General features: G+C 70.4%; 15 protein-coding genes. 3 read left to right on the top strand and 12 right to left on the bottom strand.

From position 1 onward, the window contains the following. Positions 1-27: 27 nt before the first annotated feature. Positions 28-1,005 (bottom strand): ABC transporter permease, encoded by a 978-nt coding sequence (locus tag CIK71_RS14910; protein ID WP_241964007.1) that lies wholly within the window; start codon positions 1,003-1,005, stop codon positions 28-30. After that, positions 1,002-2,039: an ABC transporter ATP-binding protein gene (locus CIK71_RS14905; protein ID WP_096166474.1), complete on the bottom strand. Its 1,038-nt coding sequence runs from the start codon at positions 2,037-2,039 to the stop codon at positions 1,002-1,004. The genes CIK71_RS14910 and CIK71_RS14905 overlap by 4 nt, the downstream gene beginning before the upstream one ends. A gap of 103 nt (positions 2,040-2,142) precedes the next feature. On the opposite strand from CIK71_RS14905, the gene CIK71_RS14900 reads away from it, so the two are divergent. Next, the gene (locus tag CIK71_RS14900; protein WP_096166473.1) at positions 2,143-3,651 is read left to right on the top strand and encodes an amidohydrolase; all 1,509 of its coding nucleotides are present in this window, start codon (positions 2,143-2,145) and stop codon (positions 3,649-3,651) included. Between the two features lie 21 nt (positions 3,652-3,672). Here CIK71_RS14900 and CIK71_RS14895 read toward each other — a convergent pair whose 3' ends face one another. From CIK71_RS14895 to CIK71_RS14870, 6 genes are all read right to left on the bottom strand, one after another. After that, positions 3,673-3,855, bottom strand: a complete 183-nt coding sequence (locus CIK71_RS14895; protein ID WP_096166472.1) for a hypothetical protein — start codon at positions 3,853-3,855, stop codon at positions 3,673-3,675. Between the two features lie 230 nt (positions 3,856-4,085). Beyond that, complete coding sequence (locus CIK71_RS14890) at positions 4,086-4,916, bottom strand: carbohydrate ABC transporter permease (RefSeq protein ID WP_096166471.1); 831 nt, start codon at positions 4,914-4,916, stop codon at positions 4,086-4,088. Next, positions 4,909-5,820, bottom strand: coding sequence for a carbohydrate ABC transporter permease (locus CIK71_RS14885; RefSeq protein ID WP_096166470.1), 912 nt, complete (start codon positions 5,818-5,820; stop codon positions 4,909-4,911). The genes CIK71_RS14890 and CIK71_RS14885 overlap by 8 nt, the downstream gene beginning before the upstream one ends. Next, on the bottom strand, positions 5,810-7,099 hold the full coding sequence (locus CIK71_RS14880; protein WP_096166469.1) for an ABC transporter substrate-binding protein: 1,290 nt from the start codon (positions 7,097-7,099) through the stop codon (positions 5,810-5,812). The genes CIK71_RS14885 and CIK71_RS14880 overlap by 11 nt, the downstream gene beginning before the upstream one ends. A gap of 129 nt (positions 7,100-7,228) precedes the next feature. Beyond that, a complete protein-coding gene (locus CIK71_RS14875) occupies positions 7,229-7,618 on the bottom strand; it encodes a DoxX family protein (protein ID WP_096166468.1) in 390 nt (129 codons plus the stop codon). Then, positions 7,615-8,364, bottom strand: a complete 750-nt coding sequence (locus CIK71_RS14870) for a VOC family protein (protein ID WP_096166467.1) — start codon at positions 8,362-8,364, stop codon at positions 7,615-7,617. The genes CIK71_RS14875 and CIK71_RS14870 overlap by 4 nt, the downstream gene beginning before the upstream one ends. Before the next feature lie 236 nt (positions 8,365-8,600). Between CIK71_RS14870 and CIK71_RS14865 the strand changes: the two genes are divergently transcribed. Further along, complete coding sequence (locus CIK71_RS14865) at positions 8,601-9,503, top strand: serine protein kinase RIO (RefSeq protein ID WP_096166466.1); 903 nt, start codon at positions 8,601-8,603, stop codon at positions 9,501-9,503. Here the strand turns inward: CIK71_RS14865 and CIK71_RS14860 are convergent. The 4 genes from CIK71_RS14860 to CIK71_RS14845 form a co-directional block, all read right to left on the bottom strand. Further along, positions 9,496-9,933, bottom strand: a complete 438-nt coding sequence (locus CIK71_RS14860; RefSeq protein WP_245857633.1) for a DnaJ family domain-containing protein — start codon at positions 9,931-9,933, stop codon at positions 9,496-9,498. The two genes, CIK71_RS14865 and CIK71_RS14860, sit on opposite strands and share 8 nt — an antisense overlap. 46 nt (positions 9,934-9,979) lie before the next feature. Further along, positions 9,980-10,438, bottom strand: a complete 459-nt coding sequence (locus CIK71_RS14855; protein WP_217990178.1) for an SRPBCC family protein — start codon at positions 10,436-10,438, stop codon at positions 9,980-9,982. Next, positions 10,435-11,598: a YncE family protein gene (locus CIK71_RS14850; RefSeq protein ID WP_245857630.1), complete on the bottom strand. Its 1,164-nt coding sequence runs from the start codon at positions 11,596-11,598 to the stop codon at positions 10,435-10,437. The genes CIK71_RS14855 and CIK71_RS14850 overlap by 4 nt, the downstream gene beginning before the upstream one ends. 165 nt (positions 11,599-11,763) lie before the next feature. After that, the gene (locus CIK71_RS14845; protein WP_096166463.1) at positions 11,764-12,804 is read right to left on the bottom strand and encodes a GNAT family N-acetyltransferase; all 1,041 of its coding nucleotides are present in this window, start codon (positions 12,802-12,804) and stop codon (positions 11,764-11,766) included. A gap of 183 nt (positions 12,805-12,987) precedes the next feature. Between CIK71_RS14845 and CIK71_RS14840 the strand changes: the two genes are divergently transcribed. After that, positions 12,988-13,190: MerR family transcriptional regulator (locus CIK71_RS14840; RefSeq protein WP_141393735.1), on the top strand; the 203-nt coding region annotated here is incomplete at its 3' end.

Genomic DNA, 13,190 nt, shown 5'->3' with positions numbered 1-13,190 from the left:
CGCTCATTGTGTCAGCGTCCGCTCGTGTCAACGTCGGCTCAGGCCCACCGCGCGGGACATGCTCACCGTGCACAGCAGGGCGAGCGCGGCGGTCCAGGCGCCGATCACGGCCACTCCGGTCAGCGGGAACGACGTCCCGTAGAGGGCCCATTCGCCGAGGCTCGAGATCCAGTAGGTGGGGATCGCGTGGCCGAAGGACTGCATCCAGGTCGGGAACATCTCCAGGGGCATCCAGAGCCCGCCGAAGATCGCCATCGCCATCATGGTGACGACGCCGCCGGCCATCGCCGCGCCGCCCTTGAGCACCATCCCGAGCACGAGGCCCACGAGGATGGTGGGCAGCAGGCCCAGCCACAGCACGGCCAGCGTCGCCAGGAACGCGGTGGGAGCCGCCTCCACCCCGCTGACCAGACCGACCAGGCCCACGGCGGCCAGCGCCGGGATGATCACGGCGCTCGCGGCCAGGATGGATCCGGCCAGGAACGAGCGCGGCGACAGGCCGGCCACGATCAGCTGGCGCAGGAAGCCGTTGCGCTGGTCCTCCTGGATCTTGGTGCCCGCGGTGACGGCGGCGCCGAGACCGCCGTAGGCGGCCATGTTGATCATGATCATGCCGCGCGCCTGCCCGTCGGCCTCATCCCCGAACATCATCGAGAACAGCAGGTACATGCCCACGGGCAGCGCGATCGTGAACACCATGAACGGGACGTCGGTGACCGTCATCCGGGTGGTGTGCAGCGCGTAGTGCACGGTCCGACGCGCGGCCGACGGGGTGGCCGTCGTCCGGGCGACGGGTGCCTCCGGCGCCACGGGGGCGTCCGTCGGTGCCAGGGTTCCGGGACTGGTGCTGGTGCTGGTGTGCGAGCTGAGGACGGTGCTGTCCGCTGGTGTAGTCATGACGTGGCTCCGGAGCGAGAGGGGACGGGTGGCGGTGGTACGGATGGCGGTGGTACGGGTGGTACGGGTGGTGATGGGGCGGGATGCCGGGCTGGTACGGGTGCTCATGGCCGGGTTCCTTCCTCGGCGTCGGGTGCGGCGGCGTCCGCGGGGTCGCGGGGAACGCTGTGGTCGGTGATGCGCAGGAAGGCCTCCTCGAGACCGGGGGCGGAGACCAGCACCTCGCGGACGCGCCCGGCGAGGTCCCCGGTGAACAGCGCGGCGAGGGCGGCGTCGGAGTCGGAGCAGAGGGCTCGCACCCGGCCGGGATCCGTCTCGTCGGCCCCGGCGCTCTGCACCCCGGGCAGCGCCACGATCTCGTCGGCGTCGACGCCGCGCAGAGTGATCACACGGCCTCCGACGATCGCGCTGATCTCCGGGCCGGTGCCATCGGCGACCACGCGGCCGCGGTCCATCACGATCACGCGGCGCGCCTCCCGTTCGGCCTCGTCGAGGTGGTGGGTGGCGAAGACGATGGTGCGTCCGGTCGCAGCGACCGCGCGCATCTGGTCCCAGAAAGCGCGACGGGCGCCGATGTCCATGCCGACGGTGGGCTCGTCCAGGAGCAGCACCTGGGGATCGCCGAGCAGGGCGATCGCGAAGCGCACCCGCTGCGCCTGCCCACCGGAGAGGGTGCCGATGCGGCGCGGGAGCAGCTCGGTGACGTCGGCCTGGCGGGCGGCGTCCGCGAGCGGCATCGGGTGGGCCTGGAGGGAGTGGAGCAGGCGCAGCATGGAGCGCACGCTCTGGTCCGGCAGCAGCGGCCCGCTCTGCAGCATCGTGCCGATCAGACCGGTGCGGGTGGCCTCGACGGGGTCGGCACCGAGGATCCGGGCCTCGCCGGCATCGGGCGCGGCCAGGCCGACCATCATCTCCATGGCGGTCGACTTCCCGGCGCCGTTGGGGCCCAGCAGCGCGACGATCTCGCCACGACCGATCTCGAGGTCGAGGCCGTCCAGCGCACGCACCGACCCGTAGGTCCTGGTGAGTCCGCGCAGGCTGATCGCGGGAGCAGCAGGAGCAGAGGTCGGGGCTGGGACGGGGCCGGGGGCGGACGTAGCGGCAGGAGTGGCAGGAGTGGCAGGAGCAGTCGACGTGTTCATGCCAGCAAGCCTTCCTCCGCTCGCGCCGCCGTCCCAGGCGCAGGGATCACGATCTGCCCATGACAGTCGTCATGATCCGCTCCGGCCGGGCTACCCTGGATCGGTGCTGATCAGACAGATACGGCCCGTGGACACCGCGACCGGCCACGCCCCGGCCCGCCCGGTCGACCTCCGGCTCCACGACGGCGTGATCGCCGAGATCGCCCCGTCCCTCTCCCCCACCGCCGGGGAGGAGCAGCTCGACGGCGGCGGTGCGATCGCGATCCCCGGGCTGTGGGACCAGCACGTGCACACCGGGCAGCTCTCGCAGGCCCATGCCCGGCTGAACACCTCCGGCGCCGAGAGCGTGGGCGTGATCCTCGAGCTGGTGCGCGCCGAGCTGGACGCGCGGCGCGATGACCGCACCGATCCGCGACGGGCCCTGATCGGCTTCGGGCACCGCCTGGTGGACTTCGCCGTGCAGCCCACGGTGCCCGCCCTCGACGAGGTCACCGGCGCGGTGCCCACCGTCCTGATCGGCGGCGATGCCCATCACGCCTGGATGAACTCCGCGGCGCTCGCGGCGTTGGGGGTGCCCCCGCGCGACGGCATCCTCGCCGAGGAGGACTGGTTCGCGCTCGCCCCGCGACTGCCCGAGCTGCCCGGTGTCGAGGACTCCGTCGCGACCGGAGCGGCGATGATGCAGCGGCAGGCGCTCGATCTCGGGGTGGTGGGCCTGGTCGACATGGAGTGGGGCCGCCCCTGGGAGTCCTGGCCCGCGCAGTCGCCCCGGATGCGTATCCGCACCGCCGTCTATCCCGCCGAGCTCGCGCACGCCCCCGGGCCGACGGGCACCGTGCTGGATCCGACGGGCCTGGTGACGATGGGCCCGTTGAAGGTGATCGTCGACGGCGCGCTCGGCTCCCACTCCGCGTACACCCGCGAGGCGTACTCCGACGGTCACGGCTACGCGGGTCGCGGCGTGCTCAGCTACGGTGCGGACGAGCTCTTGGACGCCCTCACCAGGGCGTCCGCCCAGGGCCTCACCGCCGCCGTGCATGCGATCGGCGATGCCGCCGCCCAGATCGCCCTCGGGGCGATCGCGCAGGTCGACATCCCTGCCCGGCTCGAGCACGCGCAGATGCTCACCGATGACGACGTCGCGGCGATGGCGGCGCTCGGGGTGACCGCCTCGGTGCAGCCGGCGCATCTGCTGGATGACCGCGACGCCACCGAGAGCCTGTGGCCCGACCGGGGCACACAGGCGTTCCGTCTGCGGGATCTGCTCAGCGCGGGCGTGCCGCTCGCGCTCGGCTCCGACGCCCCGGTCGCGCCGCTGGATCCGTGGCTGGCGATGGCCGCCGCCGTGCACCGCAGCGCCGACGACCGGCCAGGATGGCACCCCGGGCAGCAGCTGCAGCCGCGCGAGGCCCTCGCCGCCTCGACCGACGGGGTGCGCCGGCTCGAGGCGGGCGGCCCTGCGGATCTGGTGCTGCTCGAGGAGTCGCCGTTCGGGGACGTCCCGCTCGGGGCCGACGGGCTGATGGTCGATGCCGCAGCGCGGGAGGCCGCGCTGCGCCTGCGGGAGACCCGCGTGCTCACGACGATCGTGGCGGCGCGGGCGTCCTCGTGACGATCCCGCTGCTCCGGGAGGTCACAGAGTGAGCAGGAAGCCTGCGGCCGCGACCACGATGGCGGCGATGCAGACGTAGGCGGCCCACGGGGAGATGTGTCCCTTCCCCTTCCAGAACGTCACGTTGGTCGCGTACATGGAGGAGAGGCTCACGACGAGCAGGATCGAGGCCCCGGCGAAGAGGACGAGCGGGAACAGATTCATCGGAATGCACCTTCTGCAGAAGGTCGGGGAGGAATCCTCGGCCATTTCCCGGAATGCTCACGGACGCCACGAAGAGCACGGCCGGACTCGGCACACGGTCGGGCTGCGCGGCCCTGCACGTCTGGACCGTCGGCCCCTTGCGTCCTGTCCGGCGAGAGCGACCCTGACCAGCACACGACACCGGCCACGAGACCACTCGCTGTGATCCACACCATACCACTCGGGGGTCCTCACCCCTTCATGCCGCTGTGCGCGAGACCTTCGACGACGCGCCGCTGCAGGACGATGAACAGGATCATCAGCGGCAGCATGGCCATGAAGCTGGCCGCCATCATCACCGGGTAGTCGGTGGTGAACTGGCCCTGCATGGTCGACAGTCCCACCGCGAGCGTGGTGCGGTCGTCGTAGGTCGCCACGATGAGCGGCCACATCAGGTCGTTCCACGAGGCGAGTGCGGTGAGGATCGCGACGGCGCTCAGCGACGGCCCGCTGAGCGGGAACATGATCCGCCAGAAGGTCTGCCACGGGTTCGCGCCGTCCAGGCGGGCGGCTTCCTCGAGCGAGCGCGGCATGCCCAGGAAGTGCTGACGCATGAGGAAGGTGCCGAAGGCGCTGAAGATCCCGGGGGCGGCGATACCGGCGACCGTGTTCAGCCATCCCAGCTCCTGGATGATCTCGTACTGCGGGATGAGATAGATCTGGTACGGCACCATCAGGATCGACAGCACCAGGGCGAACAGGATGCCCTTGCCCCGGAACTCCATCCGCGCGAAGGCGTATCCGGCCATCGCGCACAGCAGCAGCTGGCCGACGACGCGGGCGACGGTGACCGCCGCCGTGGTGAGGAACTGGTTGAAGAACGGGATCTGCTCGAAGACCGCCGGGTAGTTCTGCCACTGCAGGCTCTCGGGCCACCACGTCGGCGGCACGGAGGTGACCTCCGCGTGGGTGGACAGCGACATGATCAGCTGCCAGGCGAAGGGGAAGACCATCACCGCTCCGCCGATCAGCAGGGCCGCGTGGGTCCCGTACCGGGGTCGTGTCGTGCGCTTGTCAGTCATAGTGCACCCACCTCTTCTGGGCCTGGAACTGCAGCAGGGTGAATGCTCCGATGATCAGGAGGATCAGCAGCGCGATCACCGAGGCATATCCCTGGTCGTTCTGGCGGAACGCCTCGGAGTAGAACAGGTAGACGAGCGACTGGGTGTCGGCCATCGCCGGGTTGGCCTGGCCCATCATCGCGAACAGCAGGTCGAACAGCTGGAAGCCGTTGATCGCCGTGATGATCATGAGGAAGAAGATGCTGGGCGTCAGCAGCGGGACGGTGACCGACCGGAACTGCTTCAGCGCTCCTGCTCCGTCGAGCTGGGCGGCCTCGTAGAGCTCCGGCGGCACGCCCTGCAGACCGGCCGACAGGATGATCACGGCGAGCGGCAGGCTCGACCACAGGCCGACGACGGAGACCGCCAGCAGGGACCACCAGGGGGCGGTCACCCAGTACGGCCCCTGGATGCCGATCACGGACAGCGCCCAGTTGACGACGCCGAACTCCTGGTTGAAGATCATCCGCCATACGAGCGCGACGGCAACCGGCATCGAGACGGCGGGGAGGAAGAACAGCACCTGGTAGAACCGGGAGAAGCGCAGGCCCTTCTGGGTCAGGAGGGAGGCGACGACGAGGGCGATCGGGATGCCCAGCAGCACGATCGCGGTGTACACGGCGGTGTTCAGGACCGCTCGGGGGATGAACGAGTCGCCCAGCAGCGTCCGATAGTTCTCCAGCCCCGCGAAGCTGCGACCTCCGAACGGGTCGAAGCTCGCGAAGGAGTTCAGCACGGTGGCCAGGATCGGCCAGAAGTAGAAGGCCACCACGCCGATCATGAGCGGGGCGAGGAAGACCAGCGGCCAGAGACCGTCGCGGCCGCGCCGTCGGCGTCTTGTCAGGGGTGCGGGATCATGATTCATCGGCGAGCACTCCGTTCATCCTCATGGCGAGATCCGCGGCGTTCTTCTCCAGCTCTCCGTCCCCGCTGAGGATCTTGGGGAAGAGCAGCTCCTCCAGCTGCAGCCAGGCGGAGGTGTTCTGCGATGCCGGGTACGGCCTCGCGGTCTCCGCGGCCTCGACGAAGACGTCGAGGGAGAATTCCGGGATCGCCTCGATGTAGGCGTCGTTGGTGCCCACGAATGCCGGATTGGCGGCGCCGGCCTCCGCCTGGATGCGGTGGGCCTCCTCGGACCCCAGGAACGCGAGGAACGCCGAGGCCGCCGGTTTGTTGCGGCTGCGCGCGGACATCGCGTACCCGATCCCGTGGATGACGTTGGCCTCCTCGCTCCCGTGGATCAGCGGCGCGACCCCGAGGTGCTCCCGCACCGGCGAGTCCTGCAGCTGGGCGGCCTCCCAGTTGCCCGACTGGAGCAGCGCGGCGCGTCCGCTGTTGAAGAGGTCCGAGGGCACGTTCTCCGCGGTGTAGCGGACGTCCGGGGCGATGCCGTCACGGATCATGCCGTCGAGGAAGGAGAACGCCTCGATCGCGCCCGGGCTGTCGTACCCGGAGACGGCCTTCCCCTCCTTCCCCTCGTCCAGCACGAAACCTCCGGCCTGCATGATCAGCGGATAGATGTAGGCCTGGTTCGCGACACCGCCGGGATTGCCCCAGATCTGCTCCCCGCCGAGGGCACGGGTCACCGTCTCGGAGGCGTCGCGGTACTCCTCCCAGCTCCAGCTGCCGGTGGGCTCGTCCACTCCGGCGCGGTGGAGGAGGTCGCGGTTGTACCAGAGCGCGATCGTGTCAAAGTCCTTCGGGATCGCGTACGGCGACCCCTGGTAGGTGTACAGCTCGGTGAGGTTCTCCGGATAGTTCGCGGGGTCGAAGCCCTCGAGCCCGCTGAGGTCCTGGAGCATCCCGTAGGAGGCGTAGAGCTCGAAGTTCGGTCCGTTGATCCAGAAGACGTCCGGCAGGTCATCACCGGTCGCCTGGATGCGCAGCCGCTCGAAGTAGCTGGCGAAGGCTGCGGAGGACATGGTCACGTCGATGTCCGGGTACTGCTCGTGGAACGCGTCGATGATCTGCTGCATCGCGGGCTCCTGGGCCTTGTCCCAGATCTGGAAGGTGATCGCGCCCGAGTCGCCCGGCGCGGCCGGCGGCTCCAAGGACCGATCGATCTCGGGCTCGCGGGCGCAGCCGCCGACGAGAGCCACCCCCGTCGCCCCGGCGGCGCCGAGCAGGGAACGTCTGGTGATCACTGGTGCTCCTTCGGACCGGATGAACGACGGCCCACAGTAGAGCATGTAGAAGCTTTCACCTAGCAGGCGTCCACGTCGTGGAGCGCCGACGCAGTCATCAGCCGCGCCGATCGGCGCTCACCGATGCGCTCAGGAGTTCTCCGCACGGCTCCTGGATGCGCGGGCCACCTGCAGGCCCTGTGCGATGAGCACCCCCTGCAGGGGCAGGCGCGCAAGGGCGATCGCCCGCTTCCGCGGCTCGGCATGGCGCCAGTCGTAGGCCATCTGCAGGTTGGCGGGATACACGGCCACGAACAGCGCCGTCGCGGCGAGACCGCCTGCTCGGCGCGTGCACGGGACAGCGAGCAGACCGGCCACGCCCAGTTCCGCGACGGCGGAGGCATAGGTATAGGTCCGAGGCTCTCCGGGCAGGGCATGAGGCACCATGGCGTCGAACGGGGCGGGCTTCGCGAGGTGCAGGATCCCGGCCCCTCCGAGCAGCACGGCCAGGAAGGCGGTGGTCTTCCGGGCGCCGGTCATGCGGACGCTCCGGGCGCCGGCAGGAGGCAGAACTCGTTGCCGGAGGGATCCTGGAACACCCGCCAGGGCAGTTCGCCCCAGTCAGGGTGCAGCTCACGGCCTCCGCGCTCGGCGACCTGCGCGGCGATCTCGTCAGCGTCGTCCTCGTCCTCGAGCCGGATGTCCAGATGGATCGGGTTCTTGGCGCCGGCCTGCTTCGGCTCGGGTTCCGCGCAGAACTCCAGCAGGGGCCCCCGCAGAGAGGGATGGCGGAGCGTGCGCGGGGCGATGCCGGGGACGTCGGCGTCGGCGTCGGCGTCGGCCCAGCCGGTCAACCAGGCCCAGAAATCGGCGTCCCGCTGCGGATCCGCGGAGTCCAGGGGCAGAGCGGCGAGCGGCCCTGTACCGGTGAACTCCGCGCGCTCCTCCCTCACGCAGAACGCCGTCCCCTCGACATCGCCGAGCACGATCCAGGGCACCTCCCCCTGGCCGATGTCGAGGTCCCTCGCGCCGAACTCCCGCAGCTGATCGGCCACGTCGAGCTGTCGGTCGCCGCCTCGCAGATCGAGGTGGAGGCGCAGCGGCGACATGGGAGGCTCCGGCACCTGCGCGAAGCACAGATCGAGGTAGGCGTCACCCGTGATCTCCAGGCGCGTCTCATAGATGTCGGGCTCCACGGTGAGCGCGGTGGTGCCCAGGGCCGCCTCCCAGAAGCGGCCGAGGCGGATCGGGTCGACGGCATCGATGCCGAGGTTCTCGAGGAACATCGGGCCAGTCTTGCGGCGACCGCTGCGGGTGTCCAGGGCCCGGGCTCGCCGAGAGCATCGCCGAATATTCGGTGGACCGCGCCCGGCCTCGGTCCTACCGTGATCACGTCGCCGACCCGAGCGGGCCGGCCCTGAGGGAAGGAGGAGCCGATGGTTGTCGCCGTGCTGACCCCTGCTGTCCTCCCTTCCGCCCCGACCTGCTGAGCATCTCGCAGGTCACCCCCTCAGGAGATCCCATGACCTCGTCCTTCGACAGGGACGCCTTCTTCGCCCGCGCCATGTTCACCGCGACCGTCGCCGAGCTCGACGAGGACCAGCGCTGGTCCACCTGGCCGGAGACCGCCCACACCCTCGACCGTGGACCGCAGCCCTTCCCCGACTGGGTCGTCCAGCACGACGGGGCGATCGACACCGAGCTCGGTGTGCTCAAGTCCGGCAAGGAGGCCGACGCCTTCCTGCTCGAACGGGCCCTGTCCGAGGAGCTGCTCACCGGCGCCGACGGCGAGGCGACGCTGCTGGTCGCCAAGCGCTACCGCTCCCCCGAGCACTCGAGCTTCCACCGTTCCCACGCCTACACGGAGGGGCGCCGGGGCAAGGACACCCGCGAAGCGCGGGCGATGGCCAAGGGCACCGCCTTCGGCCGGCAGGTCGCCGCTTCGCAGTGGGCCCGCACCGAGTTCGACGTGCTCGGGAAGCTGTGGTCCGCAGGCCTGCCCGTCCCCTATCCCGTGCAGATCGTCGGCACCGAGGTGTGCATGGAGTTCGTCGGGACCGACGACGAGCACGGCGCGGTCGCCGCTCCCCGTCTGCAGGAGACGACGCCGGACGCGGCGACGATCGAGCGCTGGGCCCGTGCCCTGCGGGAGGTGGTGCTGGGCTTCGCCGAGCTGGGTCTCGTGCACGGCGATCTCTCGCCGTACAACATCCTGGTCGACACCCGCCAGGCGGAGCCGGACCCCGTGATCATCGATGTCCCGCAGGTCATCGACCTGATCGCGAACCCCCACGGTCGCAGCTTCCTGCAGCGGGACTGCGAGAACGTCTGCGCCTGGCTGCGCGGCCACGGCGCGAGGGATGCGGCCGCCGAACCGGAGGAGTGGGTCGCCGCCGCGCTCGGCATCTGGAAGGCGCTCAGCTGAACGGCCACCACCAGCGGCGCCGTCGCGGCGGTTCGACGGGCTCCGGACGCACGGGTTCGGTGTCGGCCGTCGCGGCGCGCAGCTCGCGCCATCGCTCCACGGCGTCGTCGGGATCCATCTCGGGCGCCAGCATCCGGGCCAGCGGTGTGCCGCGGCGGTCCTCGCGCACGCGCTCGGTGAAGTCGTTCGCGTAGTCGCGCACCATCTGCTCGTCGGGCAGCTCGGCGAGGGTGGCATCGCGCTGCTCGTACTCACGGCGCAGCAGCACCACGACGGGCAGCAGGGCGTCGCGGTCCACGTCGTCCTCCGCGAGGCGCTGCCTGATCCACCAGTCGGGATCGTGCGAGGGCGGCAGGTCCAGCGGCGTGCCGGCGCCGGGCAGGTCGTCGAAGTCTCCGCGTGCGATGGCCTGCTCGAGGGCGGACTCCACCCTTGCCCGGTCACGATCCCCCGACGGGCCCGATGACATCGCGCCCTCAGCCCTCGACGAGCGCCGCGAGCCGATCGATCGAGGCGCGCAGGGTCCCGGCGGTCGTGGACCGCGCCCGCTGGATGCGCGCCTCCGGGCCGTGCAGATCGGTCCAGTCGTACGTGTGCGTGACCAGCGTCGACCCGTTGTCGAGGGGCTCCAGCTCCCAGCGCCAGAGCTGGCCGAACGTCGGCCCGTCGATCTCGCCGGGCTTCCAGGCGATCCGTCGGCCCTCCTCGAGCTCGACGACGTGGTTGGCGCGCTCGGCGCCCTTGGTCAGGGTCATCACGAACACGTCCCCCACGGCGGTGACCCGCTGACCGGGAGCCGCACTGCCGAGGTTGTCGTTGCCGTCCCAGCGGGGCTGCTCAGCAGGGTCGGCGATGAGCTCGAAGAGGGTCGCGGCCGGTGCGGCGATCTCTCGCGAGGCCCGCACGATCCGCACGTCGGATTCGCTCATGCTCATGTCATCTCCTCGGGGACGGCGGTGTCGTCGAAGACATCGATGGATCCCGCATAGTTGGCCACCCAGACGCGGCGCTGCGTGGACTCATAGGTGATCCCGATCGGGTTCTGGCCCACCTCGACCGTCTGGATCTCCTCCATGGTCGTGGTGTCGAACTTCGAGACCGTGTTCGCGTAGTAGTTCACCACATACAGGGCGAGACCGTCCGGCGAGATCGTCATCGAGCGCGGCTCCCGACCGGTCTCCGCCTCCCGCAGCACCCGGCCGGTGGCGGTGTCCAGCTCCAGCAGCCGGTCGGAACCGGACTCGGTGAGGTACATGCGGCTGGCATCCGGCGAGAGCACCAGGTGGCGCGGTTTGCGACCGGTCTCGAGCACCAGCTCGCTCTCGCCGGTGTGCAGGTCCACCTTGTACAGCTCGTCGGCGAACATCGCGGTCACATAGGCGGTGCGGTTGTCCGGCAGCACCACCGAGCCGCGGGGCGCTGCGTCGACCGGGATCTGCCGGACCTCCTCCCCTGCCGCGAGGTCCACGACCGAGACGCTCGAATCGCACCAGTTGGAGACCAGGGCGGTGCTGCCGTCGGGCGAGAGCGAGATGTACTTGGGGACCCGCCCCACCTCGATGACCTGGTCCCACTGCGCGCTGGCCAGATCCAGGCGGAACACGGCCGAGGTGCCGATCTCGTCGCCTGCGGCGCAGTCATCGGTGGCCGGCGCGCCGGACCCGGGGCCCGTGAGCGAGTACTGCGAGACGTACGCATGGGCGCCGTCGGGCGAGAACACCGCCTCGACCGGGGCGCCGCGCGTGGCGCCGGCCCGTTCTCCGATCCCGTAGTCGGCGAGGTCGATCTCGTCGGAGACCGTCGCGGTCAGCTCGAGGGAGGACGCGTCGTAGAGCGTCGAGCTGTGGCTGTACATCATGTTGTTCGCGATCACCGTCCCGCCGGGACCGGCGACGACGGACTTCGGGGTGATGTCCCCGGTGATGCGGGCGCGGTCGTCCAACCGCGTGGTGTTGGACGGCTCCCCCGGCGGCGCGACCGGCTGCGCGGCGCCCTCCGGTGCCGCGATGCCCGAGGTCGGGGCGAAGAGGTGGGTCAGCAGGCCCGCGGCCATCCCGGTGGACATGATGAGCGCCATGATCGCGATCGCGACCATGAACTGCTCATGCGGCCGCCCTGGCCGCAGCGACTTCCTGAGGTGCCTTGCCTGCACGCCGATCCCCCTCAGCCGGTTGCCCTGAACCTAGGCCGGGCGCGGCACGGGGGCAGGGAGCCGACGGACTGCGGCGTGTCGCACGCGCGCCGCATGTCGCACGCACGGTCAGAGAGCGGGACGGCCCTGCAGAGCCAGCTCGCGGTACGCGATCTCGTAGCCGAGCTTCTCGTTGATCCCGATCATCCACGGGTTCACGTGCGAGTTCCAGGTGACCACCGCCCGCAGCCCGGGCGCTCGTTCGCGGAGCAGCCGATGGGTGGAGACCTTCAGCGCGAGACCGAGCCGGCGCCCTCGATGCTCAGGCATGACCAGGGTGTTCTCCTGGAAGGCGAGCGTCGTGCCGGGCTCCTTCTGGAGGTGCACCTCGGAGTTGCCGACGAAGCTGCCGTCGGGCGCGATCGCGACGGCGATGATCGCCTGCTTGCCCGCGTCCCGCCTCCGCCGCTCGTTCGCGCGGATCCGCTCGGGGGTGTACTCCGCCGGCTCGTGCTCGACGTCCTCGTCGGGCTCGTCGAGCTCGATCTGGCGCAGCAGCGTGCCGTAGTCCGCCAGGTGCTCCTCGGGGACCTCGTCGAACCAGACCTCGACGCGATGGTCGCCGACCCTCTCCTCGGCCTCGTCCTGCAGGGACGTCAGCAGGGACTCCTCGAGGGGAAGGGGCAGGACGCGGCACACTGCGAGGTTCCTGCGCTCGATGCCCAGGCGACGGGCGAGACGATGCACCGGCAGCGTCGGATCGTCGGGGTCGCCGCTGGCCGGGATCTCCCCGTAGGACTCGACCAGAGCGCGGCCCGTGGCACGGATCGCCGGGATCAGCGCCTCCTCGACGAGCGCCGTCCCGATGCCGTGGCCGCGGAAGTCGGGATGGACGGCGGCATGCGCACCGATCGTCTCGAGGTTCTCCTCCTGCGCGAGGAACACCGCTGCACTGCCGACGATCACCTCGCCGCCCTCGAACGGTTCGGCGACGGCCACCCAGCGTCGGCTGCGATAGTACGGCGAGTCCGTGAGCGCAGCGCGCCACTGCTCGAGCGTGCAGACCTCGTGGCCGCCGTAGAGGGCCTCGTCCATCGCGACGTCGAGCGCGGCGTACTGGGCGATATCGGCGTCGGAGGCCGCGTCCAAGGGCCGGATCGAGAAGTGCATGGACGCAGTGCACCACACCGGGTTCCGGCAGGTCGACAGATTATTCCGTCGCCTGTTCCGTCACGAGTTCCTTCACCTGTCCCATCGGCCGCTTGACCCTTCCCCTGGGACAATCCGGACGGTGGCCATGGCCGGGATCGTCCCGGTGCCCGGGGAACCGGGCGAGGCACGACGGAGGAACGCATGTCCCACGAGCAGACGGGTCCGGGCCTGCTGAGCATCGGCGAACTCGCCGCCGCGAGCGGCCTGAGCCCCAAGGCACTGAGGATGTACGCCGAGTCGGGGCTGCTCGCGCCACGGCGCGTGGACCCCTTCACCGGCTACCGCTCCTACGGGGCCGACCAGATCGAGCGGGCGCGGCTGATTGAATCGCCCCGGGTTTGTTA

It is taken from the genome of Brachybacterium alimentarium (assembly GCF_002332425.1).
In the GTDB taxonomy this organism is placed as follows: domain Bacteria; phylum Actinomycetota; class Actinomycetes; order Actinomycetales; family Dermabacteraceae; genus Brachybacterium; species Brachybacterium alimentarium.
Note: the sequence above shows the minus strand (reverse complement) of the source record. Positions and strands in the feature narration are given on the sequence as shown.

What these genes read in the sequence shown, in the direction of transcription:
- CIK71_RS14910 (WP_241964007.1), bottom strand. Translation starts at nt 1,005, where the DNA reads ATGAGCACCCGTACCAGCCCGGCATCCCGCCCCATCACCACCCGTACC.
- CIK71_RS14905 (WP_096166474.1), bottom strand. Translation starts at nt 2,039, where the DNA reads ATGAACACGTCGACTGCTCCTGCCACTCCTGCCACTCCTGCCGCTACG.
- CIK71_RS14895 (WP_096166472.1), bottom strand. Translation starts at nt 3,855, where the DNA reads ATGAATCTGTTCCCGCTCGTCCTCTTCGCCGGGGCCTCGATCCTGCTC.
- CIK71_RS14890 (WP_096166471.1), bottom strand. Translation starts at nt 4,916, where the DNA reads ATGACTGACAAGCGCACGACACGACCCCGGTACGGGACCCACGCGGCC.
- CIK71_RS14885 (WP_096166470.1), bottom strand. Translation starts at nt 5,820, where the DNA reads ATGAATCATGATCCCGCACCCCTGACAAGACGCCGACGGCGCGGCCGC.
- CIK71_RS14875 (WP_096166468.1), bottom strand. Translation starts at nt 7,618, where the DNA reads ATGACCGGCGCCCGGAAGACCACCGCCTTCCTGGCCGTGCTGCTCGGA.
- CIK71_RS14870 (WP_096166467.1), bottom strand. Translation starts at nt 8,364, where the DNA reads ATGTTCCTCGAGAACCTCGGCATCGATGCCGTCGACCCGATCCGCCTC.
- CIK71_RS14865 (WP_096166466.1), top strand. Translation starts at nt 8,601, where the DNA reads ATGACCTCGTCCTTCGACAGGGACGCCTTCTTCGCCCGCGCCATGTTC.
- CIK71_RS14855 (WP_217990178.1), bottom strand. Translation starts at nt 10,438, where the DNA reads ATGAGCATGAGCGAATCCGACGTGCGGATCGTGCGGGCCTCGCGAGAG.
- CIK71_RS14850 (WP_245857630.1), bottom strand. Translation starts at nt 11,598, where the DNA reads ATGGTCGCGATCGCGATCATGGCGCTCATCATGTCCACCGGGATGGCC.
- CIK71_RS14845 (WP_096166463.1), bottom strand. Translation starts at nt 12,804, where the DNA reads ATGCACTTCTCGATCCGGCCCTTGGACGCGGCCTCCGACGCCGATATC.